Source organism: Thiohalocapsa sp. ML1, from assembly GCF_001469165.1.
Lineage (GTDB): Bacteria > Pseudomonadota > Gammaproteobacteria > Chromatiales > Chromatiaceae > Thiohalocapsa.
Genome location: NZ_JABX01000050.1, coordinates 1 through 26,766, shown reverse-complemented (window position 1 = coordinate 26,766; position 26,766 = coordinate 1). Strand labels below are relative to the sequence as shown.

20 protein-coding genes and 1 tRNA gene are annotated in these 26,766 nt (G+C 69.0%); 10 read left to right on the top strand and 11 right to left on the bottom strand.

What is annotated here, in order from left to right:
• The first annotated feature begins 107 nt into the window (after positions 1-107).
• Positions 108-3,740, top strand: coding sequence for a DNA polymerase III subunit alpha (gene dnaE / locus ML01_RS22740; protein ID WP_058557691.1), 3,633 nt, complete (start codon positions 108-110; stop codon positions 3,738-3,740).
• A gap of 226 nt (positions 3,741-3,966) precedes the next feature.
• A complete protein-coding gene (locus tag ML01_RS22735) occupies positions 3,967-5,151 on the top strand; it encodes a nuclease-related domain-containing protein (RefSeq protein ID WP_058557681.1) in 1,185 nt (394 codons plus the stop codon).
• 94 nt (positions 5,152-5,245) lie between these two features.
• Here ML01_RS22735 and ML01_RS22730 read toward each other — a convergent pair whose 3' ends face one another.
• The 3 genes from ML01_RS22730 to ML01_RS22720 all read right to left on the bottom strand — a co-directional run bounded on the left by ML01_RS22730 (position 5,246) and on the right by ML01_RS22720 (position 7,574).
• Positions 5,246-5,878 carry a DUF4276 family protein gene (locus ML01_RS22730; RefSeq protein WP_254045362.1) on the bottom strand — a complete coding sequence of 211 codons (633 nt, stop codon included), beginning with the start codon at positions 5,876-5,878 and terminating at the stop codon, positions 5,246-5,248.
• Positions 5,878-6,576, bottom strand: coding sequence for an AAA family ATPase (locus ML01_RS22725; protein ID WP_058557679.1), 699 nt, complete (start codon positions 6,574-6,576; stop codon positions 5,878-5,880). Before ML01_RS22725 ends, ML01_RS22730 begins: the two co-directional genes overlap by 1 nt.
• A gap of 470 nt (positions 6,577-7,046) precedes the next feature.
• Complete coding sequence (locus ML01_RS22720; protein ID WP_156427927.1) at positions 7,047-7,574, bottom strand: AAA family ATPase; 528 nt, start codon at positions 7,572-7,574, stop codon at positions 7,047-7,049.
• Positions 7,575-7,674: 100 nt separating this feature from the next.
• On the opposite strand from ML01_RS22720, the gene ML01_RS22715 reads away from it, so the two are divergent.
• Complete coding sequence (locus tag ML01_RS22715) at positions 7,675-8,283, top strand: glutathione S-transferase family protein (protein WP_058557678.1); 609 nt, start codon at positions 7,675-7,677, stop codon at positions 8,281-8,283.
• A gap of 97 nt (positions 8,284-8,380) precedes the next feature.
• Here the strand turns inward: ML01_RS22715 and ML01_RS22710 are convergent, their stop codons facing one another.
• A complete protein-coding gene (locus tag ML01_RS22710) occupies positions 8,381-9,550 on the bottom strand; it encodes an alkaline phosphatase family protein (RefSeq protein ID WP_058557677.1) in 1,170 nt (389 codons plus the stop codon).
• A gap of 141 nt (positions 9,551-9,691) precedes the next feature.
• On the opposite strand from ML01_RS22710, the gene ML01_RS22705 reads away from it, so the two are divergent.
• From ML01_RS22705 to ML01_RS22685, 5 genes are all read left to right on the top strand, one after another.
• On the top strand, positions 9,692-10,381 hold the full coding sequence (locus ML01_RS22705) for a response regulator (protein ID WP_254045361.1): 690 nt from the start codon (positions 9,692-9,694) through the stop codon (positions 10,379-10,381).
• Between the two features lie 37 nt (positions 10,382-10,418).
• Entirely contained in the window at positions 10,419-11,066 is a 648-nt protein-coding gene (locus ML01_RS22700; protein WP_058557675.1) for a uracil-DNA glycosylase, read from the top strand.
• A 108-nt stretch (positions 11,067-11,174) separates the two neighbouring features.
• Positions 11,175-12,989: an excinuclease ABC subunit UvrC gene (uvrC, locus tag ML01_RS22695; protein ID WP_058557674.1), complete on the top strand. Its 1,815-nt coding sequence runs from the start codon at positions 11,175-11,177 to the stop codon at positions 12,987-12,989.
• 388 nt (positions 12,990-13,377) lie between these two features.
• Positions 13,378-13,956 (top strand): CDP-diacylglycerol--glycerol-3-phosphate 3-phosphatidyltransferase, encoded by a 579-nt coding sequence (gene pgsA, locus ML01_RS22690; protein ID WP_058557690.1) that lies wholly within the window; start codon positions 13,378-13,380, stop codon positions 13,954-13,956.
• A 78-nt stretch (positions 13,957-14,034) separates the two neighbouring features.
• Positions 14,035-14,110, top strand: a tRNA-Gly gene (locus ML01_RS22685).
• Positions 14,111-14,186: 76 nt separating this feature from the next.
• Here the strand turns inward: ML01_RS22685 and ML01_RS22680 are convergent.
• The 7 genes from ML01_RS22680 to guaB all read right to left on the bottom strand — a co-directional run bounded on the left by ML01_RS22680 (position 14,187) and on the right by guaB (position 23,549).
• On the bottom strand, positions 14,187-14,834 hold the full coding sequence (locus ML01_RS22680; protein WP_058557673.1) for a YceH family protein: 648 nt from the start codon (positions 14,832-14,834) through the stop codon (positions 14,187-14,189).
• Positions 14,835-14,885: 51 nt separating this feature from the next.
• The gene (locus ML01_RS22675; protein ID WP_173865210.1) at positions 14,886-15,746 is read right to left on the bottom strand and encodes an HAD-IIB family hydrolase; all 861 of its coding nucleotides are present in this window, start codon (positions 15,744-15,746) and stop codon (positions 14,886-14,888) included.
• Between the two features lie 211 nt (positions 15,747-15,957).
• Positions 15,958-18,108, bottom strand: a complete 2,151-nt coding sequence (locus tag ML01_RS22670) for an HAD family hydrolase (protein WP_058557672.1) — start codon at positions 18,106-18,108, stop codon at positions 15,958-15,960.
• Between the two features lie 287 nt (positions 18,109-18,395).
• The gene (locus ML01_RS22665) at positions 18,396-19,601 is read right to left on the bottom strand and encodes a glycosyltransferase family 4 protein (protein WP_058557671.1); all 1,206 of its coding nucleotides are present in this window, start codon (positions 19,599-19,601) and stop codon (positions 18,396-18,398) included.
• Between the two features lie 162 nt (positions 19,602-19,763).
• On the bottom strand, positions 19,764-20,315 hold the full coding sequence (gene tadA, locus ML01_RS22660) for a tRNA adenosine(34) deaminase TadA (RefSeq protein WP_058557670.1): 552 nt from the start codon (positions 20,313-20,315) through the stop codon (positions 19,764-19,766).
• A gap of 98 nt (positions 20,316-20,413) precedes the next feature.
• A complete protein-coding gene (guaA, locus tag ML01_RS22655; protein WP_058557669.1) occupies positions 20,414-21,988 on the bottom strand; it encodes a glutamine-hydrolyzing GMP synthase in 1,575 nt (524 codons plus the stop codon).
• 94 nt (positions 21,989-22,082) lie between these two features.
• Positions 22,083-23,549, bottom strand: a complete 1,467-nt coding sequence (guaB, locus tag ML01_RS22650) for an IMP dehydrogenase (RefSeq protein WP_058557668.1) — start codon at positions 23,547-23,549, stop codon at positions 22,083-22,085.
• Positions 23,550-23,763: 214 nt separating this feature from the next.
• Between guaB and xseA the strand changes: the two genes are divergently transcribed.
• On the top strand, positions 23,764-25,152 hold the full coding sequence (gene xseA, locus ML01_RS22645) for an exodeoxyribonuclease VII large subunit (protein WP_058557667.1): 1,389 nt from the start codon (positions 23,764-23,766) through the stop codon (positions 25,150-25,152).
• Between the two features lie 240 nt (positions 25,153-25,392).
• A complete protein-coding gene (locus tag ML01_RS22640) occupies positions 25,393-26,175 on the top strand; it encodes a response regulator (RefSeq protein ID WP_371258238.1) in 783 nt (260 codons plus the stop codon).
• The last annotated feature ends 591 nt before the right edge of the window (positions 26,176-26,766 follow it).

Sequence of the window (26,766 nt, the reverse complement as noted above, 5' to 3'; positions counted from 1 at the left end):
GACCGCGCGCTGCCGCCATGCCGAGCCCGTGCGCCGACCGGGCGCGTCGCGGCCGGGTAGAATCCTCCGGACCCCCGACCATCATCGCGATTCTCCATCGGTTCATCGTGGAAGCCCGCTTCGTCCATCTGCACCTGCATACCGAGTATTCGCTGAGCGATGGCCTGGTGCGGGTCAAGCCACTGGTGAAGGCGGCTGCCGCCGCCGGCATGCCCGCCGTCGCCGTCACCGACAAGGTCAACCTGTTCTGCCTGGTGCGCTTCTACAAGGCCGCGCTCGGGGCCGGCATCAAGCCCATTGCCGGCACCGAGATCGCCGTGCATGACCCGGCCAACCCCGCCCAGCCGCACCGGCTCGTGCTGCTGGTGCAGGACATGACCGGCTACAGGAACCTGACCCGCCTCATCTCCCAGGGCTATCTCAAGGGGCAGCACCAGGGCATTGCGCAGGTGCAGCGGGACTGGGTGCTGGAGGCCAGTGCCGGGCTCATTGCGCTCTCGGGCGGCGTCGGTGGCGATGTTGGCCGGGCGCTGGTGGGCGGACACCGGGCGGACGCGGAGGCCCGCCTAGATGCCTGGCTCGGCGCCTTCGGCGAGCGCTTCTATCTGGAGCTGACCCGCACCGGCCGCGAAGGGGAGGCGGATTGCCTTGAGGCGAGCGTGGACCTTGCCGTTGCCAAGGGCGTGCCAGTGGTGGCCACCAACGACGTGGCCTTTCTGCGATCGGAGGACTTCGACGCCCACGAGGTGCGCACCTGCATCCACGGCGGCTGGACGCTCGCGGACAAGCGCCGCCCGCGCCTGCATAGCCCGGAGCAGTACCTGCGCACGCCCGACGAGATGGCCCGGCTGTTCGCCGACCTGCCGGAGGCGCTGGAGAACTCGGTGGAGATCGCCAAGCGCTGCAACCTGGAGCTCACGCTCGGCGAGAGCTACCTGCCGGCGTGGCCGGTGCCGGCGGGCAAGACCATCGACGAGCTGTTCGCGGACGAGGCCAGGCAGGGGCTCGAGTGGCGCCTTGCGCGCACCTTTGATAGTCACGCGCCCGATTTCGCCGAGCGCCGAAAGCCTTATGACGAGCGCCTGCGAACGGAGCTGACCGTCATCTGCCAGATGGGCTTTCCGGGCTATTTTCTGATCGTCGCGGACTTCATCCAGTGGGCCAAGGACAACCGCATCCCGGTGGGGCCGGGGCGCGGCTCCGGTGCCGGCTCGCTGGTGGCCTACGCGCTCAAGATCACGGACCTGGACCCGCTGGAGCACGAGCTGCTGTTCGAGCGCTTCCTGAACCCCGAGCGCGTGTCCATGCCCGACTTCGACGTGGACTTCTGCATGGAGGGCCGCGACCGCGTCATCGACTACGTGGCCGACAAATACGGCCGCAACGCCGTCTCGCAGATCATCACCTTCGGCACCATGGCCGCGAAGGCCGTGGTGCGCGACGTGGGCCGCGTGCTCGGCCACCCCTACGGCTTCGTCGACAAGGTCGCGAAGATGGTGCCCTTCGAGCTCGGCATGACGCTCGATAAGGCGCTGGAGGAGAGCGAAGACCTCGCCAACGCCTACCGCGACGACGAGGCCGTCACGGCCATCATCGACATGGCCCGCAAGCTCGAGGGCGTCGCGCGCAACGCCGGCAAGCACGCGGGCGGCGTCGTCATCGCGCCGACCGAGCTCACCGACTTTACGGCGCTCTACTGCGAGCCGGGCGGCGCCAACCTCGTCACCCAATACGACAAGGACGACGTGGAGCAGGCCGGGCTGGTCAAGTTCGACTTCTTGGGGCTGCGCACGCTCACCATCATCGATTGGGCGCTGCGCACCATCAACGCCGAGCGTGCCAAGTCCGGCGAGCCGCCGCTCGACATCAACCGCATCGACCCGAAGGATGCAGACGCCTTCGCGCTCTTGCAGCGCTGCGAGACCACCGCGGTGTTCCAGCTCGAATCCCGCGGCATGAAGGACCTGATCAAGAAGCTCAAGCCCGACAGCTTCGAGGACATGACCGCGCTGGTCGCGCTGTTCCGACCTGGTCCGCTGCAGTCCGGCATGGTGGACGACTTCTGCGACCGCAAGCACGGGCGCGCCGATACCGCCTATCCGCATCCCAAGCTCGAGCCCGTCTTGAAGCCCACCTACGGCGTCATCCTGTACCAGGAGCAGGTGATGCAGATTGCGCAGGTGCTGGCCGGCTATTCGCTCGGCGGTGCGGACCTGCTGCGCCGCGCCATGGGCAAGAAGAAGCCCGAGGAGATGGAAAAGCAGCGCGTGATCTTCGAGCAGGGCGCCGTCGAGCGCGGCGTCGAGGCCGCCACCGCCACGCACATCTTCGACCTGATGGAGAAGTTCGCGGGCTACGGCTTCAACAAGTCCCACTCCGCGGCCTACGCGCTGGTGTCCTACCAGACCCTCTGGCTCAAGGCGCATTACCCGGCCGCCTTCATGGCCGCCGTGCTGTCCGCGGACATGGACAACACCGACAAGGTCGTCACGCTCATCGACGAGTGCCGCAACATGGGTCTCGTGGTGGAGCCGCCGAAGGTGAACCGCTCCGAGTACCAGTTCACCATCGACGGCGAGGACACCGTCGTCTACGGGCTCGGGGCCATCAAAGGGGTTGGTGAGTCGGCCATCACGTCCATCCTGGACGCCCGCCGCCGCGACGGCCCCTTCCGCGACCTCTGGGATCTCTGCCGGCGTGCCGATCTGCACAAGGTCAACAAGCGGGTCTTCGAGGCCCTGATCCGCGCCGGCGCCCTGGACGGCTTGGGTGCCGCCGACGCCGACGTCACCGGCCGCAACCGCGCGACGCTGACGAACCTGCTGCCGCTCGCGATCCAACTGGCGGAGCAGCAGCGCGAGCAGCAGATGTCCGGCCAGACGGATCTGTTCGGCGCGCTGCTGGATGCCCCCACCGGTGCCGTCGAGCCGGACCCGCAGATCGCCGCCCAGACCTGGCCGGACTGGGACGAGGACCAGCGCCTGCTGGGCGAGAAGGAGACGCTCGGGCTCTATCTGACCGGGCATCCCATCAATCGCTTCGATGCGGAGCTGAGCTTTCTCGTCGCGCAGCGCATCGGCGAGCTGCTGGCCTCCAGCCATGGCCTCGGCGAGTCCAATGTCACACAACTACGCGGCGGTGACCGGGACCTGCGCACCGTCGCCGGCCTCGTGCACCAGCTCCAGGTGCGCAAGACCGCGCGCGGGCGCATGGCGTCGCTCACGCTCGACGACCGCACCGGGCGCATCGAGGTCACCTGCTTCACGGACGTTTACGAGTCGGTGCGGGAGCTGTTGCAGCCCGACGCGATCCTGGTCATCAGCGGGAACCTGCGCGCCGATGAATTCACCGGCGGCGTCGCCCTGGTCGCCCGCAGCGTCAAGACCTTGGAACAGGCGCGGGCCGAGCGCGCGGAGCATCTACTGCTGACCCTGGACCTCGCCGACGCCGCCGCGCACGCCGCCGGCCTGGCCCAGGTGGAGCACCTGCTGCGCCTGCTGCAACCCTTCCGCGGCGACGGCACGCCGCTGCGGCTGTGCTACCGGCGACCCGGCTGCGAAGGACGGCTACGCTGCGCCGACACCTGGCGCGTCAACCCGACGGATGCGCTGCTCAAGCGCCTCGCGCTCCTGCTTGGTGAGGATGGCGTGCAAGTGGTCTACGAGCGCGAGCGTGTCGTGATGGCCCCGCCGCCGCCGCCCGTGGCGAGCGGCCGACCGCAGCTTGCGGTGGTGCGGTGAGCGGGTGTTGCGCGCCGACGGCGTGCTCGTCCCGCGCCTGGCGGCCGGCGCTCAGCGCGGGTATCGGCGGTGCTATCGGTATCGCAATCGAGATCGAACCGAGTGGGAGGCGATCCCGATCCGGATCCCGATCCCGATCCCGATTTCGATGCAATTGGCCCGTCCGACGCCCCGTGCGAAGCTTGACTCATCTGCAAACATTCGGCGCCGTCAAGCCATCTAGGTCGTGGCGGAATCGATCGGCCGACTCCTGGCCCGCGTCTGCGGCATCGCCATGCTGACGCTTTTGGCCCGGTTGCTCCTGCCGCCTCCGCGCGGTGCGGCCGGCGAGGCCGCGGTGTCGCGCGTGCTGCGGCGGTTCTGCGCCGAGGTCGCGGACGATGTGCTGCTGCCGGACGGGCGCGGCGGCCTGACGCAGCTCGATCACCTGGCCCTCACCGGCGCTGGCCTGCTGGTGGTCGAGACCAAGAACTACGGCGGGCTCATTTTCGGCCGCCGCGGCGAGCCCACCTGGACCCAGACGCTCGGGCGCAGCCGCCATCGGTTCCAGAACCCCCTACGGCAGAACTTCGCCCACCTGGAGGCCGTGCGCGCCCTGGCCGTCGGCGCCCCCGTGCTGGGGCTGGTCGTGTTCCTCGATCGCGCCCGCTTCGCCCGGGACATGCCGGAGGGTGTGCTGCGGCTGACGGCATTGCCGGCGGCGCTGGGGCCGTTGAGCCAATCCGCCCCCGATGCTCGGCTGCATGACGCCTATCGGCAGGTGCTCGCGGCGGCGGTGCAGGGCACTGCCGCACGTCGCGAGCATCTGGCGCAGGTGCAGGGGCGTGCACGTTCGGGCGCAGCGAGCGCCCGGCGCGAACCGGTCGTTGGCTCGCTGGCGGACGTGGTGGACCGCCAGTCCGGGCAACGGCTCGCAACGGATGCAGCCAGGGGCCTGGCGCCCAAACTCGTGTTCGCCTTGTCCGCGGCAGGCATCGCCATGCTCGGCTTGGTTGGGCTTTTGGTTTGGCAAACCGAGCAGTCGGTGCCGCAACCCAGCGCCCACAGCGTGCCACCCGCTACACCACGCCCGGCCGCACCGGCGCCGCCACCGCCGACACGCATCGTCGATCCGCCGCCCGCCCCGGTGGCGGTCAAGGCACCCGCCCGGCCATTGCCGGAGCCTCAGCGGCCGAGCATCCGCTGGGAAGATCCAACCGCATCCGCGCGTGTCAGCGACGCGTGTCGGCTCGCAACGGCCGCGGTGCTCGCGGCCAATACGTCGGAGAGCCGGCTTCAGCAGCGCCGCGCCTGTGGCGAAGTGCCCCCCGCCGCGACACCGCCGCCGCCCCAACCATCCGCGCAGCCCGTGACCGTCGACGCGCAGCCCCGCGTGCTGCGTTCCGCCGCCGAGTTGACGACCGACCACTGACGGCTGGCCTCGGGGTTTTCGCTCGACGAGCCGACCCGTAGCGCCTCGACGACCTTGCAGTGCGCAGCGCCCGAACGAGCACGGCCGCTCGTCCTCAGGCGCGTACCTGCTCGCAATGCCGCCCCCAGTCGTCGCAAAGCTTGCGAAACGACCTGCTGTTGGCCCTCGCCTGCTCCAGGTCCATTCCCGCCGAGAATGCGGGCTGGTCCGTGACCTCCCGATAGCCGTTACGCATCCTTGCGTGCAGCCAACCCTTGGCGTCTCGGTAGATTTCCGGATCGGCAGGGATTGCGTCCAGATTGAATCCGCGCTTGCCGTCCAGCGACCGGCCACTCGCGATGAACCAGGCCTCGAATTCTCGCGTGGGCAACACGACGGACACACGCTTGTGTCCGACGAGCGTCTTTGCTTGCTCCGCGATGCGTGGTGCGAGCGCCGCGGGGCAATCGTCGTCCGCATCCAGGATGATCAGAATCCAGCCGACCTTGCCCGCCTTCGCCGACGCGAGCAACACATACTTGCGAAAGTCCTCTTCCCTGTGGAGGAAGCGATCGCGGCGCACGCGAATGGGTGGCGAACGCTGAACCGCCGTCTGCGGGGTAAGCCATGCCGCCAATCGGCGTAGCAGGACGGGTACCGCCGCCACTTCGCCGTTTCCTTCAACAATGCTTGCCACGGTGACCATTGCCGACACGTTAAGCTCAGTGTTACCGTTCGCGCGTTGCATCAATCGGCGAAGAGGTCGAGCTGTTTGCCCGATTGGGATTCAAGCACCTCGGGATCGGGCTCCAATTGATTGAGCCGCAAAAGCTCGCCCGCGGTGAACAGGTCACTCTGGAGTGCCTCGCGTGAGGCCGGGTCGGCCGGCGCGATCTGCGTCTCTCCGCCCGTGGAAACAACAGCGAGCAGCGAGTCGGCGGGCAGCTCGGGGTCATCGAGGAGCGGGGGGCTGTGGCTGGTGATCAAGACCTGACGCTGCTCCGCGGCGCGCTTCAGCGCTTCGCGCAGCGCCGCGAACGCCCCCGGATGCAGCGCGGTCTCGGGTTCTTCGATGGCCACGAGGCGCGACGGCTCTTCACCTTGCCCCTGGAACAGGGCGGTCAGAACCCCGAGTGCCCGCAGGGTGCCATCGGACATGTTCCGCGCCAGAAAGCGCCACGGCTGGTTGGAGTCCGTGATGTCCTGGCGGAATTCCAGCGTTTCCATTGGCCCGATGGATGTGTGCCGTACGCCATGGACCGTTGGCGCCATGGCATGCAGATACTCGCTGATGCCGTCCAATACGCTGGTCGATGCAGTGCGCTCCAGTTGCCGGATGACGCTCGCAATACTCTCGCCGGCGGGTTTGGGCAGGCGCCCATCCTGGGGCTTTTGCAGCTCCCGCATGAGCTTGGGATTAAGATTGTAAAAGCCGGCCTTGATCATCACTCCGACCAGCGCGCGGGGGCTGCTACGGAGCGCGGCGGCTGTAGGGCCGAGGGCCGAGGATGGCTCCCTCGGCCCTCGGCCCGCGGCCCGCGGCCCTCGGCCCTTCCCCCAGGTGTGGTCGTACACTTGACTCATCTGCAAACTCTCAAACTGAGGTATGCCCGGCAAGCGGGCTCGAGACCGCGCCGGCGCCGACTGGGAGCGCCGGCTTTCAGCCGGCTTCGCGTGCCGGGGGCTCGATGCCCCCGGCGCGCGATCTGCGGCGCGGGAGCCGGGCGGTTGCCCATGCCGCGCGGCCGGCCGGACGAGCGCGCATGTGCTCTCTGATCGGCCAGGACGCCGCCGACGCGGCATCGAGCCGCGCTGGCGGCGAGCCGGCTGGAAAGCCGGCGATCCCAGCGCAGTAGTGTCCGCTGTGCGAACCGCTTGCGTGCGGCAGGCGATGTGGCCGGCACGATGATCGAGGCCTAAAAGCCCATGGACGTCAATGCGTCGAAGAGCGGGCGGAAGGCCGTCAATCCGGACGCGGCGACCAAGCCGAGACGATCCGCGGTGGTGGCGGGAAAGACGGCTTCGCTCGTGTTTTCCATCTGACCCTTGACCAGATGAAACGACGGTCCCTTGCCGTACCGTTCGCCGATGACGCAGCGCTCGGTCTGGACCTCGTAGTCGCCGCCGCGGACCGCGCCGACCCGGAATGCGTAATAGCCTTGCGGGCCATCGTCGGGGAGCTGAAACTCCAGGCGGATGCCAAAATGCGTGGGATGACCGCCGGAGCGGCGCCGTACTTCGTTGAGACCCCCGCGCTCATTCAGCGCATGATCCAGTGAGCCGCTGAGCGCATCGCGCACGAGGTGGAGGGCGTCGACGAAGTTGCTTTTGCCGGAGCCGTTCGGCCCGAGCAGATAGGTGAGTGGGCCGAGTCTGACGTCGCAGCCGGCGATGCTTTTGTAGTTCCGCAGCACAACGCGCGTGAGGAAAACGGTGCTTGGCATGACGGCAAGTCCGGTGCGACGGCAATCGGCTGTGCGCAGTTTGGCGGCCGCGCAAAGAGCGCCATAATGCGCGATCCGGCAAGCCTTGGAAACCGCGCCCATGCGCCTGTACGACTTCGAACGCTCCGGCAACTGCTGGAAGGTGCGGCTCTTGCTCGACATGCTCGGGCTCGACTACGAGCGGGTGCCGGTGGACAGCAGCCGGGGCGAGACGCAGACCGAGGCCTTCAAGGCCATCAGCCTGCGCGGGCAGATTCCGCTGCTCGCAGACGGCGACGCGCGCATCTGGGACTCCCAGGCGATCCTGTTCTACCTGGCACGGCGCTATGGCGGGCCGGGCAGTGCCGGCGGGCCTTGGCTGCCGGCTGACCCGCTCGGCGAGGCGCAGGTGCTGCAATGGCTCGCGCTGTCCGAGAACGAGCTGCTGTACGGGCTCGCGCGGGCGCGGTCGGCGTTGCAGTTCGGCCGGCCGTTTGACGTTGCGGCCTGTCAGGCGGAGGGGCGGGCAGGGATTGCGCTGCTGGAGCAGCGCTTGGCCGAGCACGACTGGCTGGTGGGTGACGGTGCGACGATTGCAGACCTCGCCTGCTATCCCTACGTGGCCCTCGCGCACGAGGCGCAGGTGGCGCTCGACGACCGTCCGGCCGTGCGGGGCTGGCTCGCGCGCGTCGCGGCGCTGCCGGGGTATCGGGCGATGCAAGGGCTGTAGCGCCCTGGCGTTTGCGTTGGTTTTGTTTGTCCTTGTCGCTGTCGTCATCGGATCGCGCAAGACTACGCGCACGACATGCGCCCGCAGCCGGAAGCCGTCACGCCCTCACGAGACAGAGCGGCACATACAGCTCCTCCGCGCTCAGCCCCCCATGCACGCCGATCTGCTCAAAGGTGTCCTCGGTGGGCAATTGCTCGTGGATGAGGGCACGGCCGCGCGAGATGAGCGTGAAGTCGCCGATGCGCTCGGCGAGCCGCGGATGCGGGGGGCCGTCGCCGAATAGCCCGGTGGTCATGAGGTCTTGACTTCGATGCAGCGCGAAGCGGTCGCCGAGCACGTCGCGGCAGTACGCCGTGAAGCGCTCGACCCGATCCGGCCGGACGTAGCAATAGGCCGCGCGTGGCTCGCCGCAGAGGGGCAGGGCGAGGCAGTCGGCGAGGTCCGGGTGATCGGCCAGCGCCACGATGTCGTCCGGGCCGCGATCGAGATGCCCATGATCCGCCGAGACCAGCACGGCCGTGTCCGTGCCGGCGATGGCGCGCGTGAAATCCGCGAGCCGCGCATCGATCTCGTTGAAGTGCGCCAGTGCCTGCGGGCTCTCGATGCCTTGCTCATGGCCGATGCCGTCGAGCCCCGGCCAGTACAGGTAGAAAAAGCTCGGCTCCCGGGCCTGGCGGATGGCGCGGGCGGCGCGCCGGAACATCTGCTTCAGCGACTTGTAGGTCAGGAGCCGGGCGGGGCCTAAGTGCGCGAGGTTGAAGTCCGAGCGCGCGATCCAGCTCGGCGACACGGCCACCGATGGCGTCGCGAGCTGCGCGAAAAGCGACTCATGGCCGAGCAGGCGCTGCAGATCGACCCCGGCCTTGCCGTAGCCGACGCCGCCGTAGCGCGGCGTGCCGGGTAGCACGGACATGACGCAGCCGAGCTCGCGAAACCACATGAACCACCCCGTGAGCCCGTGCTGTTGCGGCGCGAGCCCGGTGAGAAAGGTCGTGACGGCGCTCGCCGTGGTCGGCGGGAACACCGACGTGAGCTCCGTCACCTGCCGCTGCGCGAGCAGCGAGCCCGGGGCGTGGCGCGCGAGCCAACGGCTGCCGAGGCCGTCGAGCACCACCAGCACCACATGGCGGGCGGCGGCCAGCTCCGCGGTGGGCAGGGCGCGCAGGGTCGGCGCGCGGGGCCGACCGCCGCGGGCCTCGATGAGGCTAGCGGCGAGGTTGACGATGCCGCCGCCGGTGTAGTCGGGCCTGTTGGTGTTGCTGTCCATGGCGATGCAGCATACCGGGGCCGTCGCAGTCGGGCGAGCAACGGGGGCGGGTCGGGTGCGCCTCACGTCTGCGCCGGCCGCTTTTGTGCCATAAGCACGCTTTCCGGAGGTTACGGGGCGAGCTAACAGCGATATTGTGCGATGGTCCGCGCCGTCCCGAGCAAAGCCCAGAGAACAGCCATGATCAGCGTGATGATCGTCGACGATCACCAACTCGTGCGCGCGGGCCTGCGCTCCATCCTCGAGTCAGCGGGGGATCTGTGCGTCGTGGCTGAAGGGCAGAGCGGCGAGGAAGCAGTCGCGCTGGTGGAGACCGGGCTCGGCGCGGATATCGTGTTGATGGATCTCAACATGCCGGGCGGCATGGGTGGCATCGAGGCGATCCGCCGCCTCAAGCGGCTCCTGCCGGAGCTGCGCATTATCGTGCTGTCGGCGCTGAGCGACGAGCCGTTGCCGACCCAGGTTCACGAAGCCGGTGCCGTCGGCTATCTCACCAAGGGCTGCCCAGCGCGGGAGCTCCTGGACGCCGTTCGCGCCGTCCACCGCGGGCTGCCCTATGTCGACGCCAAGCTGGCGCAGCGGCGCATGGTCGCCGGCTGGCGCGGGATCTGCTCTACCCCCTTTGAACAGCTCTCGGGCCGCGAGATACAGGTCACGCTGATGATCCTGGACGGGCGGCGCAACCACGACATCGCCGATGCGTTGGGCATCAACCAGAAGACCATCAGCACCTACCGACAGCGGATTTTTGAGAAGCTCAAGGTCGGCACCGACGTGGAGCTGACGCGGCTCGCTTATCGTCATGGGCTGATCGACGAAGGCTCGGCATGATGCGTTGGCCCGATGCAGCGGGGGTGCCCGAGCGCCGATGACCGCCCCCGCCCCAATCACGTTCGATCCGCACTGCACGCGCTGCCCGCGGCTCGCCGCCCACCTGGCCGCGGTGCGCCGGGCTTGTCCGGGCTACCACGCCCGGCCGGTGCCGGCCTTCGGCGATCCGGCGGCGCGCCTGCTGATTGTCGGGCTGGCCCCCGGCATGCACGGCGCGAACCGCACCGGCCGCCCGTTCACGGGCGACTTCGCCGGCATTCTGCTGTACCGAACGCTGCATCGGCATGGCTTCGCTAGCGCGCCGGAGTCGCGGGCGGCCGACGACGATCTGACCCTGTCGAACTGCCGGATCACCAACGCGGTCAAATGCCTGCCGCCGGAGAACAAGCCCACCACGGAGGAGGTGCGCACCTGCAACCCCTACCTCGCCGCCGAGCTGGCCGAGCTGCCCGCGGGCGCCGTGCTGCTGGCGTTGGGCCAAGTGGCCCACAACGCCGTGCTGCGCGCGCTGGACCTGCGCCAATCCGCCTGGCCCTTCGGCCACGGCGCCGAGCACGCGCTGCCGAACGGCATGACCCTGCTCGATTCCTACCATTGCAGCCGCTACAACACCCAGACCCGTAGACTGACGGAGGCGATGTTTGATGATGTTGTCGGGCGGTGTTGCGAAAAGTTTGAAGTTTGAAGTTTGAAGTTCGAAATGAATACGCCCAGACACCGTCGCTCAATGCGTAATGCAGCTTGAGCCTTTCTTCTTTTCAAACTTCACCCTTCACCCTTCAAACTTTCTTCAATGGCTTTTGATCATAAGAATGCGCTAAAGGATATTCCGCCCCAGCCAGGTGTCTACCGCATGCTGGACGCCGAGGGCGGCGTGCTCTATGTCGGCAAGGCGAAGGACCTGAAGCGCCGGGTGGCGAGCTACTTCGGCCGCGCGCTGAACCGCCGGCTCGTGGTCATGGTGAGCCAGATCGCGGACATCCAGGTGACCGTGACGCGCACCGAGGGCGAGGCGCTGCTGCTTGAGAACAACCTCATCAAGGCGCACAAGCCGCGCTTCAACGTGCTGCTGCGCGATGACAAGAGCTATCCGTACATCCGGCTGACGGCGAGCGACACCTTTCCGAGGCTCGCCTTCTACCGCGGCCCCAAGCGCGGCGGCGACAAGTACTTCGGCCCCTATCCGAGCGCCTGGGCCACGCGCGAGACGCTGCAGCTCTTGCAGAAGCTCTTTCCGGTGCGCCAGTGCGAGGACACCTTCTACGCCACCCGCACGCGGCCCTGCCTGCAATACCAGATCAAGCGCTGCACGGCGCCCTGCGTCGGCTTCGTCTCGCCGAAGGACTACGCGGCGGACGTCGCGCACAGCGTGAAGTTTCTCGAAGGTCGCACCAACGAGGTCATCGACGAGCTCGGCGAGCGCATGGAGCAGGCCGCCGAGGCACTGGAGTTCGAGCGCGCCGCCCGGCTGCGCGACCAAATCGCGACGCTACGGCGCATCCAGCAGCGCCAGTACGTCTCGGGCGACGGCGGGGATCTCGACATCGTCGCCGCGGCGGGGGAGGGCGGCAGCGTCTGCGTGCAGGTCTTCTTCATCCGCGCCGGGCGCAACCTGGGCAACAAGGCCTTCTTCCCGCAGGTGCCGGACGCCGCCGGGCTGGAGTCGGTGCTGTCGGCGTTTCTCGCGCAGTTCTATGGCGACAAGGAGCTGCCGCCAGAGATTCTGGTCAACGCGGAGCCCGACGAGCGCGAGTTCCTGGAGGCGGCCTTCACCGAGCAGGCCGGCCGGCGCGTCGGCATCAAGCATCGCCTGCGCGGCGACCGCGCCCGCTGGCTCAAGATGGCCGAGGACAACGCCGAGCTGGCGCTCAAGTCCCGCCTCGGCAGCCGCGCCGGCTATGCCCGCCGGCTGGAGGCGCTGCGCGACGCGCTCGACCTCGACGAGCTGCCGGCGCGCATGGAGTGCTTCGACATCAGCCACACCGGCGGCGAGCTGACCGTGGCCTCCTGCGTGGTGTTCGACGGCGACGGTCCGCGCAAGTCCGATTACCGGCGCTTCAACATCGAGGGCATCACCCCCGGCGACGACTACGCGGCCATGGAGCAGGCGCTCACCCGCCGCTACCGGCGCGTGCAGCAGGGCGAGGTGCCGATGCCGGACGTGCTCTTCATCGACGGCGGCAAGGGCCAGCTCGGCGCCGTCGGGCAGGTGCTGGCGGAGCTGGGCGTGTCCGGTCTCAAGCTCGTCGGCGTCGCCAAGGGGCCGGACCGCAAGGCCGGCGCGGAGCAGCTATGGCTGCCGGAGCGCCCGTCCGCGATCATTCTCGGTGCCGACTCGCCGGCGCTGCACCTGGTGCAGCAGATCCGCGACGAGGCGCACCGCTTCGCCATCACCGGCCATCGCCAGCGTCGCGACAAGGCGCGCCGCACCTCGGTGCTGGAGGGCATCCCCGGCGTCGGCCCCAAGCGCCGCCAGAACCTGCTCAAGGCCTTCGGCGGCCTGCGCGGCCTCGCCCGCGCCGCGCCGGAGGACATTGCGCGGGTGGACGGCATCAGTGACGAGCTGGCGCGGCGGATACATGATGCCGTTAGTAAAGAAAGTACGTAGTACGTAGTACGTAGTACGTAGTACGGAGTACGGAGTACGGAGTACGGAGTACGGAGTACGGAGTACGGAGTACGGAGTACGGAGTACGGAGTACGAAGTACGGGGGCGGAAGCAGGCCGTTCGTCGGGGAGCGGCACGCGCTTGCGTCTTCCCGCCTATCGTGCGCCTATCGTGCGGTCCAGCTCGCAAAGCTTGCGCTCCGCGGCCGAGGGGGCACCGGACGCACTGCTTCCGGCCCCGACAGCTTTTCCGGCGCCAGGCTTGCGCTTCGGGCCGGCGCCCCCGTACTCCGTACTCCGTACTCCGTACCTCCCCGTTAGAATGTCATGGCCCGCCGCCGCCGCCGCCGGCAGCATGGGCGCCCCCTGCCGGAGGAAACCTCGCTTTGATCTGGAATCTGCCGAACGGCCTGACGCTGCTGCGCATCGCGCTGATCCCCGTCTTCGTCGTGATTTTCTACCTGCCGACGCCTTGGGCGCGGCCGGTGTGCGCGCTGGTGTTCACGCTGGCGGGGCTCACGGATTGGCTGGACGGCTGGCTCGCGCGCCGTTTGGGGCAGACCTCGCCGCTCGGGGCCTTCCTGGACCCGGTGGCGGACAAGCTGATGGTCGCCGTCGCGCTGGTGCTCTTGGTGCAGGCGGACCCGAGCATGTGGCTCGCGCTGCCGGCGGCGGTCATCATCGGCCGCGAGATTACCGTGTCGGCGCTGCGTGAATGGATGGCGGAGCTCGGCGCCCGGGCGCAGGTGGCCGTCAGCATGGCCGGCAAGCTCAAGACCACGGCGCAGATGGTCGCCATCGTGCTGCTGGTGCTGGGCGGGCCCGTGCTCGGGCAGCCCGTGCGGGGCATGGGCTATGTGCTGCTGTACATCGCGGCGGCGCTGACCCTGTGGTCCATGTTCCTGTATCTGCGCGTCGCCTGGCCGCTGCTCACGGCCGGCCCGCGCGGCGCCGCCGACGACCGCTGAGCTGCTGTCGCGCGCCGTAAGATCTTCGCAACATCGGTTGACAGAGGCATCCGCGGCGCTACAATAGCGCGCTCTCAGGCGGGAATAGCTCAGTTGGTAGAGCACAACCTTGCCAAGGTTGGGGTCGCGAGTTCGAGTCTCGTTTCCCGCTCCAAACATCGCGATACGGCGGCCACAGGGCCGCCGTTTTCGTTTGCGGCCATAGGCCGCCGAGACCGCAGCTCAGCGCATCATTCCAACTGCTCGCGCAACCGCGCGAGCTCCTCCTTCAGCTCCGCGACGTCCTGTTCCAAGCTCTCCACCCGCTGTGCGAGTGCTGCGCCCGTCGGCGACGCGCTCGCCGCGGCGGGCGCCGTCTCGATCTCGGGCTCGCCCGAGAGCAGGTGCGCAAAGCGCTGCTCCCTGGCGCCGGCCTGGCGCGGCAGCTCGCGCACCAGCGGCGGCTGGTGGCCGGCGAGGCTGTCGAGCGTCTCGTGCACGGTGGCGAGGTCCGGCAGGTCCGCAAGGCGCCCGGCGTTGGTGCGCAGCTCGCCCGGCGTCTGCGGCCCGCGCAGCATCAGCACGCAGAGCACGCCGAGCTGGCGGCGGTCGAGCATGAAGTGACCGGCGAGCTTGTGGTCGTAGCGCTCGGTGCGACCGCTGAAGCTCGCATGGATCAAGCCGCGGTCGCGCAGTTGGTTGACGGTATGGCCAACCTCGCCCGGGGGCAGGTGCATGATGGGGTGGCGGCTCGTCTTCTGGTTGCAGGCCGTCACCAGCGCGTTCAGCGTCAGCGGATACTGATCCGGCGTGGTGCGCTGCTTCTCCATCAGGCAGCCGAGGACACGGGCCTCAATGGGGCTCAGCAGGGGTTCCGGGGCGTCGTCGTCGTCATGCATGGTGGTGGCGGTGTTGTCGGTGGGCCGCGATGAGAGGGGCGGCGCTGCCTGTCAGGCGCGAATATCTTCCCACAGCCCCACGGACTGCGGGAGGTAGTGCGCGACGCCCTCGAGGATGCCGGCGGCATAGCAGCCGTTCATGCCATGGAAGTCGCCTGTCGCGACATAGAGCCGATCGGCCAAGCCCGCCGCTTCGGCGAGGCTCGCCGCCTCGGCACGGACATCCGGCGCCGCGTTGGCGACGAGCACGGCGTTGATGGGGCCGGTCAGCATCTCCAGATCGTTGCCGCTGTCGCCGGCGCAGACCGTGCGCTCCGCAGCGAGCCCCATCTGGCCAATGAGCCATTGCACGGCGGAGAGCTTGCTCGCCGCCGCGGGCAGCACGTCCAGGAGCCCGGTGCCGGCGTGCTCGTCCAGGCTCCAGAACAGGTTCGCGGCGATGCCGGCCTGGCGGAAGCGCGCGTCGATCTCGGCGAGCCGCGCCGGCCGTTCCCAGTCCTCCGGCGTGTAATAGCTGAGCTTGAAGGGGCCTTGCTTGCTGGGCTCCTGCTCCAAGAGCCCGTCGATGTCCGCGATGATGGCGTGCAGCGCGGCGCCGTCGCGCCCGCCCCAGCTCGCGGCGATGACGTCCTGCCAGGCCTGCTGCGGCTGCCAGGCGCGGCCCTCCACGTGGTAGATGCTGGTGCCGACATCGCCGATCAAAAAGTCCGGCACCGGGATGTCGAACTCGGCGATGGCCTGATCGACGAGCGCATGGTGACGCCCGGTGACATAGGCCACGCGCACGTCGGGGTGCGCCGCCAGGGCGCGAAAGCGCGGCCGGGCGCTCGCGGATTCGGGCTGGAAGCCGTTCGGCAGCAGCGTGCGGTCGAGGTCGGTGCAGATCAGCATGGTGCTGTCGAAGACGGGCATATTGTTCCCCGGTTCGTGGTCGTGGTCGTGGTCGTGGTCGTGGGTATGGTGGTCCGCTTGGTTGGGACTCCTTGCCGTCTCCATCGAAATCGACATCGCTATCGAAATCGCCCCTCTCACCGCGTGCCCGGCGGGAAACGCCGAAGACTTCCGCGTTTCCTTAAACCTCGGATTTCGCCGCCATTGCACTCCCGCACTCTGGTACTCCCGCCTAATCCGGCGCCCGCGGCACCTGACAGGCATCGAAGAACCGATAGTGCTCGATCGCCTCCAGGATGCCCGCGGCATAGGGCGCCTCGGCGAAGTAGATGCCCTGGGTGTCGGTGAGCTGCGAGAGCTCCTCGTGGTGGCGGTTGGCGACGACGACGGCCAGCGTGTTGCCGCGCATCATGTCCTCGTCCGCGCCGCTGCCGCCGGCGGCGAGGCAGTGCTCCAGCGGGATGCCCCATTGATCGACCACGTAGTGCAGCGCCAGGCCCTTGGAGGCCCGCGCCGGCACCACGTCCAGGAACTGCCCGAAGGAGAGGTTCAGGTTGATGTGCAGGTCCGCCTGGTGCAGCAGGCTGCCGATCTCGTCCAGCCCCGGGGCGCGATTCGGGTCGATGTAGAAGCTGACCTTGAAGCGGCTCTGCTCCGTGCGCGGCTGGCGCTCGATGCCGGGCAGGTCCGCCAGCGTGTCGCGCACGCGGCGCGGGTGCCAGAGGTAGTCGATGTAGCGCGACCAGGCATGGTCCTGGGTCAGTTGCGGGGCGTAATAGATCTCGGTGCCGAGGCCGGTGATGAGCACGTCCGGGCGCGGGATGCCGTAGCGGCGCATGATGGCGAGCGCCGAATCGAGCCGGCGCCCGGTGGCGATGCCGAAGCTGGTGCACTTGCGGTTCTCGCGGATGATGCGGATGAAGTCCGCGAGCGAGTCAGGGTCGCCAAGCAGGTTCTGGTCGAGGTCCGTGAAGATGGCGCGGTCGTGATAAAGCATGGGCCGGCGTGTCATCGGGTGCCGCGGCGGCGGTGCCACGCGCGCGAGCAGCGGTGCGACGGCCGCCATGTAGCTCTCGGCGTGGGCCTCCCAGGAGTAATGCTCGCGCACGCCGGCGATGCCGTTCCGCGCAAACTCGCGCCAGCGGCTGCGGTCGCTCAGCACCTTGAGCAGGGCCTTGGTGATGTCCTGGGTATCGAGCGGATCGATGAGGATGCCGTTTCGGCAATGCTTGACGATGTCGATGGGGCCGCCGTCCTCGGTGGCGACGATGGGCAGGCCGCTCGCGGCTGCCTCGATGAGCGTGAGGCCAAAGGGCTCGGTGAGCGCCGGGTTGACGAAGACGCCGTGGGAGGCTGCGGTGAGCTGGTAGAGCAGCGGCACGTCGTCGGCGCCGTGGTGCTTGGGGTAGGCGACGCGGCCGTAGAGGTCGTAGAGGTCGATGAGGATCAGGACATCGGTGAGCACCTGCTGCGCGCCGGCGTCGAGCTCCCGGATGTCGTCGCGATTGCCGGCGACGATGACCAGGTTTGCGGCGCGCTGCAGCTCGTCCGACGCGCCGTAGGCCTCGATGAGCGTCGCGATGTTCTTGCGCTCGTCCGGCCGGGACAGCGCCAGGATCATCGGTTTGCGCGGCTCGCTCAGGAAACGCTCCAGCTCCCGGCCGATGGCGCTCTGCTGCTCGGCGCCCGTCGGCGGGTGGAAGCGCTCTAGGTCCGTCCCCGGCGGGATCACGCTCATGCGCTCGGGCTGGTAGTGATCGTAGAGCCCGTATTGCTCCTCGATCTCCTGCGTCGTGCTGGTGATGACGAGGGCCGCGGCGGCGAGGACCTCTTCCTCCGCATTGATGCGCCGGTCCATGGTGTAGCGCGTATCGATCAGCTCCTGCTTCACGCCGGAAGCCAAAAGCCGCTGACGCTTGACGCGCCCGAGCGAATGCCCGGTATGCACCAGGGGCACGCCGAGCTGCGCCGTAAGCCTGGCACCGACATAGCCCGCGTCGGCGTAGTGGCTGTGCAGCAGCTTGGGCAGAAGGTCCTGCTCGCGCAGGAACGCGAGCATGTTGTCCGCTAAGGCGTCCAGGTGGTCCCAGAGCTGCTCTTTCGGCAGGTAGCCGGCGGGGCCGGCCGGGACGCGGACGATGCGCGCGCCCGCCCCAAGGTCCTCGATGGGCACCGCGTAGTCGGGGCTCACGGCCGGGTCGTCCACGAGCCGCGTGAAGAGATCCACGCGCGCGACATCGGGCCGGGCCGCGAGCGCCCGGGCCAGCTCCACCACATAGAGCGTCTGCCCGCCGGTGTCGGCGTCGCGGCCGAGCTCCAGTTGTTGCCCGCGGAGCAGGCCGTGGACGCTGATCAGCGCGATGTAGAGGGGATCGTCGGTCATGGGCTTGCCGGAGCGGCGTGTCGAGACATGCCCCAGACTAACGCCTCAGGCCCGCCGGCTCCAGTCGGGGGCGGGCCGCGCTTGGCGCAGAACCAAAGGGCCGAGGGCCAAGGGCCGAGGAGGGCGGGCTCCTTTGGCCCTCGGCTCTCGGCCCTTCACCTTCGCCCTTTGCCCACCGCCCTCTGCCCTCAAGAGGTGAAGCACCGCTCCGGGTCAAGCCCGTGCGTGATCAGGTTCGGCGCCGACAGCAGCGCCTGCATCTCCGTGGCGACACGGCGGTAGCTGAATTACTGGAGCCCGATGCGGAAGTTCTGCTCCACCATGTCCTGCCGATACGCGGCGTCTTCCAGCACCCGGCGCACCTCGGCGAGCACGTCATCGGTGATGTAGCCGTCGATCTCGATGGTGTTGAAGCCGAGCGGCTCGATGTCGGTGCGAAAAATCGAGTAGCGATTACAGAGGATGGGCCTGCGATGGTACACGGCCTCCAGAAAGGCGTTGCCGAAGCCCTCGTAGGTGCTCGGATAGGTGATGAGGTCCGCCTCCTCGTAGGCGTCCCAGATGCTAAAGGGCGCGGCCCCGGAGTCCGCCCCGCCCGCGTCGATGACGTCGCCGGCCAGGATCAGCTCCACGCCGAGCAGCGCGGCGTAGTCCAGGATGCGCCGGGCATAGGTGTCGCCCTCGTCGCCGGCGGTATGCGACACCACGAGTTTCACGCGCGGGTCATCGAGCCGCCGCACCAGCTCGATGGAGGTCTCGATGCCCTTGCGCTGCACGATGCGCGTGGGCTGCAGCACCAGAATGTCGTCATCGCGGATGCCAAGCGCCGCCCGCAGCCCGCGCGGGGCCGCAGCGGCCGGCGGCCGGTCGAAGTCCATCACGTTCGGCACCACGGTGCAGGGCAGGCCAGTGCGGCGGCTGAACTCGCTCGCGGCCTGGGTGTTGATCACGACATGGTCGATCTGCGCGAGCCGCGGCGGAAAGGCCGTGACCAGATAGTCATCGACGCAGTTCACTAGGAATCGGTCCCGCTCCCAGACGAAGTCGTGGTGATGCGCGATGCAGGCCACCGGCGTCTCCATGATGGTCTCCACCAGTGCGAGCCCGAGGGGGATGTTCATCGGGATGGTCAGGCAGTTCTCGGCGATGAGCACGTCGAGGTCGAAGCGCTCGATGGCCGCGCGCAATTGCGCATCGATGCGCGCCGTCAGCTCCCGCACCCGGTCGCTCAGCTCCGGCGCACGTAGCCGCCCGCCGAAGGACTCCCGGCTCACGACCTCAATGTCCGGGTGGCGGAAATGCGCCTCCGGGATGACGTGGCAGCGCTCCGGCGGGCGGTCGTCGCAGAGCCCGGCGATGTAAAAGCATCTGTGCCCCATGGATTCGAGCACGTGCGCCCATTTCTCGATTTCCAGACTGACGCCATCGGTGCCGCTGATGCGGGTGGAGACGAAGCCGATGCGCTTCGGGCCGTTCTTCTTGCGCGTAACCATTGCGGGAAAGCCGTCAAGGCCGGCGGAGCCGCCGCCGCGGTCGGCGCCCCGACGCCGCGCTGCCGAGTCTATTCCTGATGACAGTAGTGTGACAGCGGGAGGGGCTGCGGTACGGGCTCAACGGGAAGGGTTCGCAAGTCAAGCATGGCTTCGTCGTCAATGTTACGGCGACGCCGGGCACGGCTTGTCGGCGTCGGCGGGCGCCGTATCAGCCTCGCCGCGCCGCTTGCGTCTGGCCGCGAAGAAGCCGCGCAGCAGCTCGGCGCAGTCGTCGGCCAGCACGCCGCCGACGCAGGCGGTGCGGTGGTTGAAGCGCTGATCCGACGGCAACAGGTCGAACACGCTGCCGCAGGCGCCGCCCTTGGGGTCTGCTGCGCCGTAGACGACCCGCGCGATGCGGGCATGCACGATGGCACCGGCGCACATGGGGCAGGGCTCCAGCGTCACGTAGAGCAGGGCGTCGGTGAGGCGGTAGTTGCCGATGTGTTGGGCGGCGGCGCGCAGGGCCTGGATCTCGGCGTGGGCGGTGGGGTCGTGCGCGGCGATGGGGCGGTTCCAGCCTTCGCCCAGGACCTCGCCGTCGCGCACCACAACGGCGCCGACGGGGACCTCGCCCTCGGCCGCGGCGCGTTCGGCGAGCAGCAGCGCGTGGCGCATCCAGTGCAGGTCCTGCTCCGCTGCTGCGCTTGGGATGGATTCAGGGGCCTGCGCCATCGGGGGTCAGCGCCGCAAGATCGGGCTCCAGTGCGGTATTGCGGGGCGGCACGACCGGCGCCGCGAGATCGGGTCGGCGTGCGGGCCGAGTCCGCCGCTCACTCCCACTCGATGGTGCCCGGTGGCTTGCCGGTGATGTCGTAGACGACGCGGGAGACGCCCGGCACCTCGTTGACGATACGCCGGCAGACCTGGTCCAGAAACGCGTAGGGCAGGTGCGCCCAGCACGCGGTCATGAAGTCCAAGGTCTCGACCGCGCGTAGCGCAATGACGTGCGCGTACTGGCGGTTGTCGCCGACGACGCCGACGGAGCGCACCGGCAGAAACACCGCAAACGCCTGCGAGACCTTGTCGTAGAGCCCGGCGGCGCGCAGCTCTTCGATGTAGATATGATCCGCCCGGCGCAGCGTGTCGGCGAAGTCTTTCCGTACCTCGCCCAAGATGCGCACGCCAAGGCCGGGGCCGGGGAAGGGATGGCGGTACACCATCTCCGCCGGCAGGCCGAGCTCGATGCCCAGCCGGCGCACCTCGTCCTTGAACAGCTCCCGCAGCGGCTCGATGAGCTTGAGGTTCATCTGCTCCGGCAGGCCGCCGACGTTGTGGTGGGACTTGATGACCTTGGCCTTGCCGGTCTTGGCGCCCGCGGACTCGATCACGTCCGGGTAGATGGTCCCCTGTGCCAGCCACTTCACACCGGGCAGCTTGGCGGCCTCGGTGTCGAACACGTCGATGAAGGTATTGCCGATGACCTTGCGCTTCTGCTCCGGGTCCTCGACGCCGGCGAGCCGCGACAGGAACCGGTCCGCCGCATCCACGCGGATCACGCGCACGCCCATGTGACGCGCGAAGGTGGCCATGACCTGGTCACCTTCGCCGAGCCGCAGCAGGCCGTTGTCCACGAACACGCAGGTGAGCTGCTCGCCGATGGCCCGGTGCAGCAGCGCGGCGACCACGGAGGAGTCCACGCCGCCGGAGAGGCCGAGCAGCACTTCGTCGCCGCCCACCTGAGCGCGTACCGCGGCGATGGCGTCGTCGATGATGTTGGTCGGCGTCCACAGCCGCCCGCAGCCGCAGATCTCGTGGCAGAAGCGCTCGATGATGCGCTGGCCCTGGCGCGTGTGCGTGACCTCGGGGTGGAACTGCACACCGTAGAAGCCGCGCGCCTCGTCGGCAATGCCGGCGAGCGGGGCGTTGTCGGTCTCGGCGATGACGCGAAAGCCGTCAGGGAGGGCCTCGACGCGGTCGCCGTGGCTCATCCAGACGTCGAGCAGGCCGTAGCCCTCGGGCGTGGTGTGGTCCTCGATGTCCCGCAGCAGCTTGGAATGCCCGCGGGCGCGCACCTGCGCATAGCCGTACTCGCGCTCGGTGGCCGGCGCGACGCTGCCGCCGAGCTGCGCGGCCATGGTCTGCATGCCATAGCAGATGCCGAGCACCGGCACGCCGAGATCGAACACCAGCGGGTCAGCCCGCGGCGTCTCGGCCTCGTGCACCGACTGCGGGCCGCCGGAGAGAATGACCCCGCTCGGCGCAAACTCGCGGATCAGCGCCGCATCCATGTCCCAGGGATGCAGCTCGCAGTAGACGCCGGCCTCGCGCACGCGCCGGGCAATGAGCTGCGTGTACTGGGAGCCGAAGTCGAGGATCAGGAGGCGGTGGGAATGGATGTTGGACATGAGGGGCTAGTCGCTAGGGGCTAGGGACTAGTCAGGTGAGCCGTGGGCCCCGGCGCGATCGGACCCTAGCCCCTAGCATCTAGCCCCTAGCCGCTCAGTTGTCGATGCGATAATTAGGCGCTTCCTTCGTAATCGTCACATCGTGAACGTGGGACTCGCGCATGCCGGCGCCGCTGACGCGGACGAACTGCGGCTTAGTGCGCATCTCCTCGATGTCGCGGCAGCCGGTGTAGCCCATGCTGGAGGCGAGCCCGCCGATGAGCTGCGTGATGACGTTGATGACGCTGCCCTTGTACGGCACGCGGCCCTCGATGCCCTCGGGTACCAGCTTGTCCTTGTCCGTGTCGGCCTGGAAGTAGCGGTCGCTGGAGCCCTCCTTCGCGCCCATGGCGCCGAGGGAGCCCATGCCGCGGTAGGACTTGTAGGACCGGCCCTGGTAGATCTCGACCTCGCCCGGCGCCTCGTCGGTGCCGGCGAAGAGCCCGCCGATCATGACACTGTTGGCGCCGGCGGCGATGACCTTGGCGACATCGCCGGAGTAGCGCAGCCCGCCGTCGGCGATGAGCGGCACGCCGGTGCCGGCCAGCGCCTCGTGCACGTTCGCCACCGCGGTGATCTGCGGCACGCCGACGCCGGCGACGATGCGCGTGGTGCAGATGGAGCCGGGGCCGATGCCGACCTTGACCGCGTCGGCGCCGGCCTCCACCAGCGCGCGGGCGGCGTCGCCGGTGGCGATGTTGCCGCCGATCACCTGCACGTCCGGGAAGTGCTCCTTGATCCAGCGCACACGGTCCAGCACGCCCTGGGAGTGGCCGTGGGCGGTGTCCACCACCAGCACGTCGACGCCGGCCTCCACCAGCGCCGTGGCGCGCTCTTCGGTGCCGGCGCCCACGGAGATGGCGGCACCGACCCGCAGGCGCTCGTGGCCGTCGCGCGACGCCTTCGGGAAGTCCGCCGCCTTCTGGATGTCCTTGACCGTGATGAGCCCGCGCAGCTCGAAGGCATCGTTGACCACCAGCACCTTCTCGATGCGGTACTTGTGCAGCAGGCCCAGCACCTCCTCGCGGCTCGCGCCCTCCTTGACCGTGACCAGGCGCTCGCGCGGCGTCATGATGGCGGACACCGGGGCGTCCATGCGCGTCTCGAAGCGCAGGTCGCGGCCGGTGACGATGCCGGCAAGGTGCCCGCCCTCGGTCACCGGCACGCCGGAGATGTTGTGCTTGCGCGTGATGGCGAGCACCTCGCCGATGCTCAGCTCGGAGTCCACGGTGATGGGGTCGCGGATGATGCCGCTTTCGTAGCGCTTGACCGATTGCACCTCGCGGGCTTGGCGCTCGACGGACATGTTCTTGTGCACGATGCCGATGCCGCCCTCCAGCGCCAGCGTGATGGCGAGCCGCGCCTCGGTCACCGTGTCCATGGCCGCGGAGACGAGCGGTATCTTGAGCGCGATGCCGCGGGTCAGTTTCGTGGAAAGATCGACTTGGCCGGGCAGCACCTGCGAATGGGCAGGCACCAGCAGGACATCATCAAAGGTCAGGGCTTCACCGAGCAGGCGCATGGCGGGAATCTCCGGCGGCAGTCAGGTGCCGATGAGTTAACCTCTTATCATAGGAATTCAACGCGAGTCGGTAAACCGGCACTTTTGCGGCAAGCGCCCGATCGGCCCGCGCCCTGCCTGCTTGCCCGACGTCGGGCGGCCCCGGCTCCGGCCTCGCCCCAGGGTAAGCCTCAACCTCCACGAAGCCGTCCGCAGCAGCTCCGCCACACTGATTATGTCCTTCGCCGCCAGCCCCGCGCAGGCGCTCGATTTTGAGCGCGATATCTGGACCGTATCCCGTCTCAACGCCGAGGCGCGGGCCATCCTCGAGGCCGCGCTGCCGATGCTGTGGGTGCAGGGCGAGATCTCGAACCTCGCCGAGCCGCCGTCCGGGCACTGCTACTTCACGCTCAAGGACGCCGGCGCCCAGGTGCGCTGCGCGATGTTCAAGCCGCGCCGGCGGCTGCTCGCCTTCCGCCCCGCCAACGGCCAGCAGGTGCTGCTGCGCGCGCGGCTCACGTTGTTCGAGTCGCGCGGGGACTTTCAGTTGCGCGTCGAGCACATGGAGCCCGCCGGCGAGGGCGCCCTGCGGCTGGAGCTGGAGCGGCGCAAGCGCCGGTTGGCGGCGCTCGGGCTCTTCGCCGAGGCCGACAAGCGCCCGCTGCCGCGGCTGCCGGCGCAGATCGGGCTCATCACCTCGCCGAACGGGGCCGCGGTGCATGACATGCTGAACGTGCTGTGTCGGCGCCTGCCGCTGGTGCCGGTGCTGATCTATCCGGTGCCGGTGCAGGGCGACGGCGCGGCGCAGGCCATCTGTGCGGCGCTCGCGCTCGCCAACCGGCGCGCCGACTGCGACCTGCTGATCCTGGCGCGCGGCGGAGGCTCGCTGGAGGACCTGATGGCCTTCAACGACGAGGCCCTCGCGCATGCCATCCGCGCGTCCGGCATCCCACTGCTCACCGGCATCGGCCACGAGATCGATCTCAGCATCGCCGATCTGGCCGCCGATCGTCGGGCACCGACGCCGTCGGCGGCGGCGGAGCTTGCCGTGCCTGCCGCGGACGCGTTACGTGAGCGGCTGGTTGCGCTGCACCGCCGCTCGTCCGACAAAGTACGCGGGCGCATGGTCGCGACGGCGCAGCGCCTCGCGGCGGTCACGCGGCGGCTGCGCCTGCGACACCCCGCCGCCCGGTTGCAACAGCAGGCGCAGGTTCTGGATCGGCTTGGGCTGCGGCTCATGCAGGTCATGGACCGGCGGCTGCGCGATGACCGGGCGGTGCTGCGCGAGCGCCGCGCCGCGTTGCTCGCGGCGGCGCCGGCACGGCGTCTGCGCGAGCAGCGACTGCGCGCGCAGGCGCTCATGCAGCGCTTGGGGCTGCTCGGCCCTGGGCTGCTCCGGCAGCGGCGAGCGCGGCTGCAGGCGCTGGTCGCGCAGTTGGATGCCCTGAGCCCGCTCGCCGTGCTGCGGCGCGGCTACGCCATCGTCATGCGCAGCGCCGACGGCAAAGTGGTCCGCTCGGCGGCCGACACCGGCCCGGGCGAACGGCTCGAGGTCAGGCTTGCCGAGGGCCGGCTGCAGGTCGAGGTGCAGACGGCCGAGGGTGAGGTCGGCGACCGAATGTAAGGCAAACAGCCGCTACGGCGGGGCTCGCGAGCCTTTGCGGGCCTCGTTTGCGCTCGCGCAGGCGATTGGCCGGGGCGATGTCGTACTATCTTGCGGCGACGGCGACGGCGACGGCGACGGCGACGGCTGTCGAATCGGACGGCCGGCGCGCCGCGCCCGCGTGGGAGCATGGTGCGTCATGCCCGCGGGAATCGGGCGCCGCATCACGGGCGGGGACGCTGAAACGATCTCGTCCGCGATGTGCCGTCGGCCCCGGCGAGCATCCGGAGAAAGCATCCGGAGAGAGCATCCGGAGAGAGCATCCGGCCATCGTGCCCGGCGGCACAAGCGAGAGAGGATCGCGTGCAGAGACTCTTGATAGTTGACGAGCAACCCGTGATGCGCGCCGGTATTGTGCACGCGGTGGAGGCCACCGGGCTCGGGCTCGAGGTCGTCGGCGTCGGCTCGGCGCCGGAGGCGATCACTAAGCTGCGCAACGGCATCTGGTCCGCGGCCATGATCGACATCGGCCTGACCGAGGGGGGCGGCATCAGCTTCCTGAATCGGCTGGTGAAGACACACGCCGATGTGCCCGTGCTGGTGTTCACGGCCATGCCCGAATCGCCCTACGGCCTGCGGGCGCTCCGGGCCGGGGCCGCGGGCTACGTGCATAAGAGCGTCGCGCCGGATACCCTCGCCGAAGCCCTGCGCCGGGTGCTGTCCGGCCGTCGCTACGTGAGCCCGGCGCTCGCCGAGCAGCTCGCCGACCGCATGGTCAACGATTCCGACCGCGTCCCGCACGAGCTGCTAACCGACCGGGAGTTCGAGATTTTCAGGCTCCTGGCCCTCGGCAACAGCGTGGCCGAGATCGGCGAGATGCTGAACATCAGCCCCAAAACCGTCCACGTTCACCGCTCCAATATCCTGCGCAAGACCGGTCTCGCCGACAATCGCGCACTCACTTCTTACGCCTTCGAGCACAAGCTCATTCCCGGGCGGCGGTCGGAGGACCGGACGGACGAAGGGGAACAGCCCGCACCCTAGATTGCTCGACGGCGGCGCATGCTTGCAGACGAGTCAAGTTTCGCGACCACACGGCGCTTGCGGGCAAAAGGGCCGAGGGCCGAGGGCCGAGGGAGCCATCCTCGGCCCTTGAATCACCTGCGCTGACCGAAAAGTGGTCCCCAACTGAGGTATGCCCGACAAGCGGGCTCGACGCCGCGCCGGCGCGGACTGGGAGCGCCGGCTTTCAGCCGGCTTCGCGTGCCGGGGGCTCGATGCCCCCGGCGCGCGATCTGCGGCGCGGGAGCCGGGCCGTTGCCCATGCCGCGCCGCCGGGCGGACGACCGCGCATGTGGCCTCTGATCAGCCCAGACGCCGCCGACTGGGAGCGCCGGCTTTCAGCCGGCTTCGCGTGCCGGGGGCTCGATGCCCCCGGCGCGCGATCTGCGGCGCAGGAGCCGGGCGGTTGTCCATGCCGCGCCGCCGGGCGGACGACCGCGCCTGTGCCCTCTTATAAGCCCAGACGCCGCCGACTGGGAGCGCCGGCTTTCAGCCGGCTTCGCGTGCCGGGGGCTCGATGCCCCCGGCGCGCGATCTGCATCGTGGGAGCCGGGCGGTTGGCCATGCCGCGCT

Excerpts from the sequence above, each read along its gene's own strand:
- ML01_RS22730 (WP_254045362.1), bottom strand. The coding sequence starts at position 5,878 with ATGCAACGCGCGAACGGTAACACTGAGCTTAACGTGTCGGCAATGGTC.
- uvrC (WP_058557674.1), top strand. The coding sequence starts at position 11,175 with ATGGCTTTTGATCATAAGAATGCGCTAAAGGATATTCCGCCCCAGCCA.
- guaB (WP_058557668.1), bottom strand. The coding sequence starts at position 23,549 with ATGCGCCTGCTCGGTGAAGCCCTGACCTTTGATGATGTCCTGCTGGTG.
- ML01_RS22720 (WP_156427927.1), bottom strand. The coding sequence starts at position 7,574 with ATGCCAAGCACCGTTTTCCTCACGCGCGTTGTGCTGCGGAACTACAAA.
- ML01_RS22665 (WP_058557671.1), bottom strand. The coding sequence starts at position 19,601 with ATGGTTACGCGCAAGAAGAACGGCCCGAAGCGCATCGGCTTCGTCTCC.
- ML01_RS22725 (WP_058557679.1), bottom strand. The coding sequence starts at position 6,576 with ATGATCAAGGCCGGCTTTTACAATCTTAATCCCAAGCTCATGCGGGAG.
- ML01_RS22715 (WP_058557678.1), top strand. The coding sequence starts at position 7,675 with ATGCGCCTGTACGACTTCGAACGCTCCGGCAACTGCTGGAAGGTGCGG.
- ML01_RS22670 (WP_058557672.1), bottom strand. The coding sequence starts at position 18,108 with ATGACCGACGATCCCCTCTACATCGCGCTGATCAGCGTCCACGGCCTG.
- guaA (WP_058557669.1), bottom strand. The coding sequence starts at position 21,988 with ATGTCCAACATCCATTCCCACCGCCTCCTGATCCTCGACTTCGGCTCC.
- ML01_RS22675 (WP_173865210.1), bottom strand. The coding sequence starts at position 15,746 with ATGCCCGTCTTCGACAGCACCATGCTGATCTGCACCGACCTCGACCGC.
- ML01_RS22700 (WP_058557675.1), top strand. The coding sequence starts at position 10,419 with ATGACCGCCCCCGCCCCAATCACGTTCGATCCGCACTGCACGCGCTGC.
- ML01_RS22705 (WP_254045361.1), top strand. The coding sequence starts at position 9,692 with ATGGTCCGCGCCGTCCCGAGCAAAGCCCAGAGAACAGCCATGATCAGC.
- ML01_RS22710 (WP_058557677.1), bottom strand. The coding sequence starts at position 9,550 with ATGGACAGCAACACCAACAGGCCCGACTACACCGGCGGCGGCATCGTC.
- tadA (WP_058557670.1), bottom strand. The coding sequence starts at position 20,315 with ATGGCGCAGGCCCCTGAATCCATCCCAAGCGCAGCAGCGGAGCAGGAC.
- ML01_RS22680 (WP_058557673.1), bottom strand. The coding sequence starts at position 14,834 with ATGCATGACGACGACGACGCCCCGGAACCCCTGCTGAGCCCCATTGAG.
- xseA (WP_058557667.1), top strand. The coding sequence starts at position 23,764 with ATGTCCTTCGCCGCCAGCCCCGCGCAGGCGCTCGATTTTGAGCGCGAT.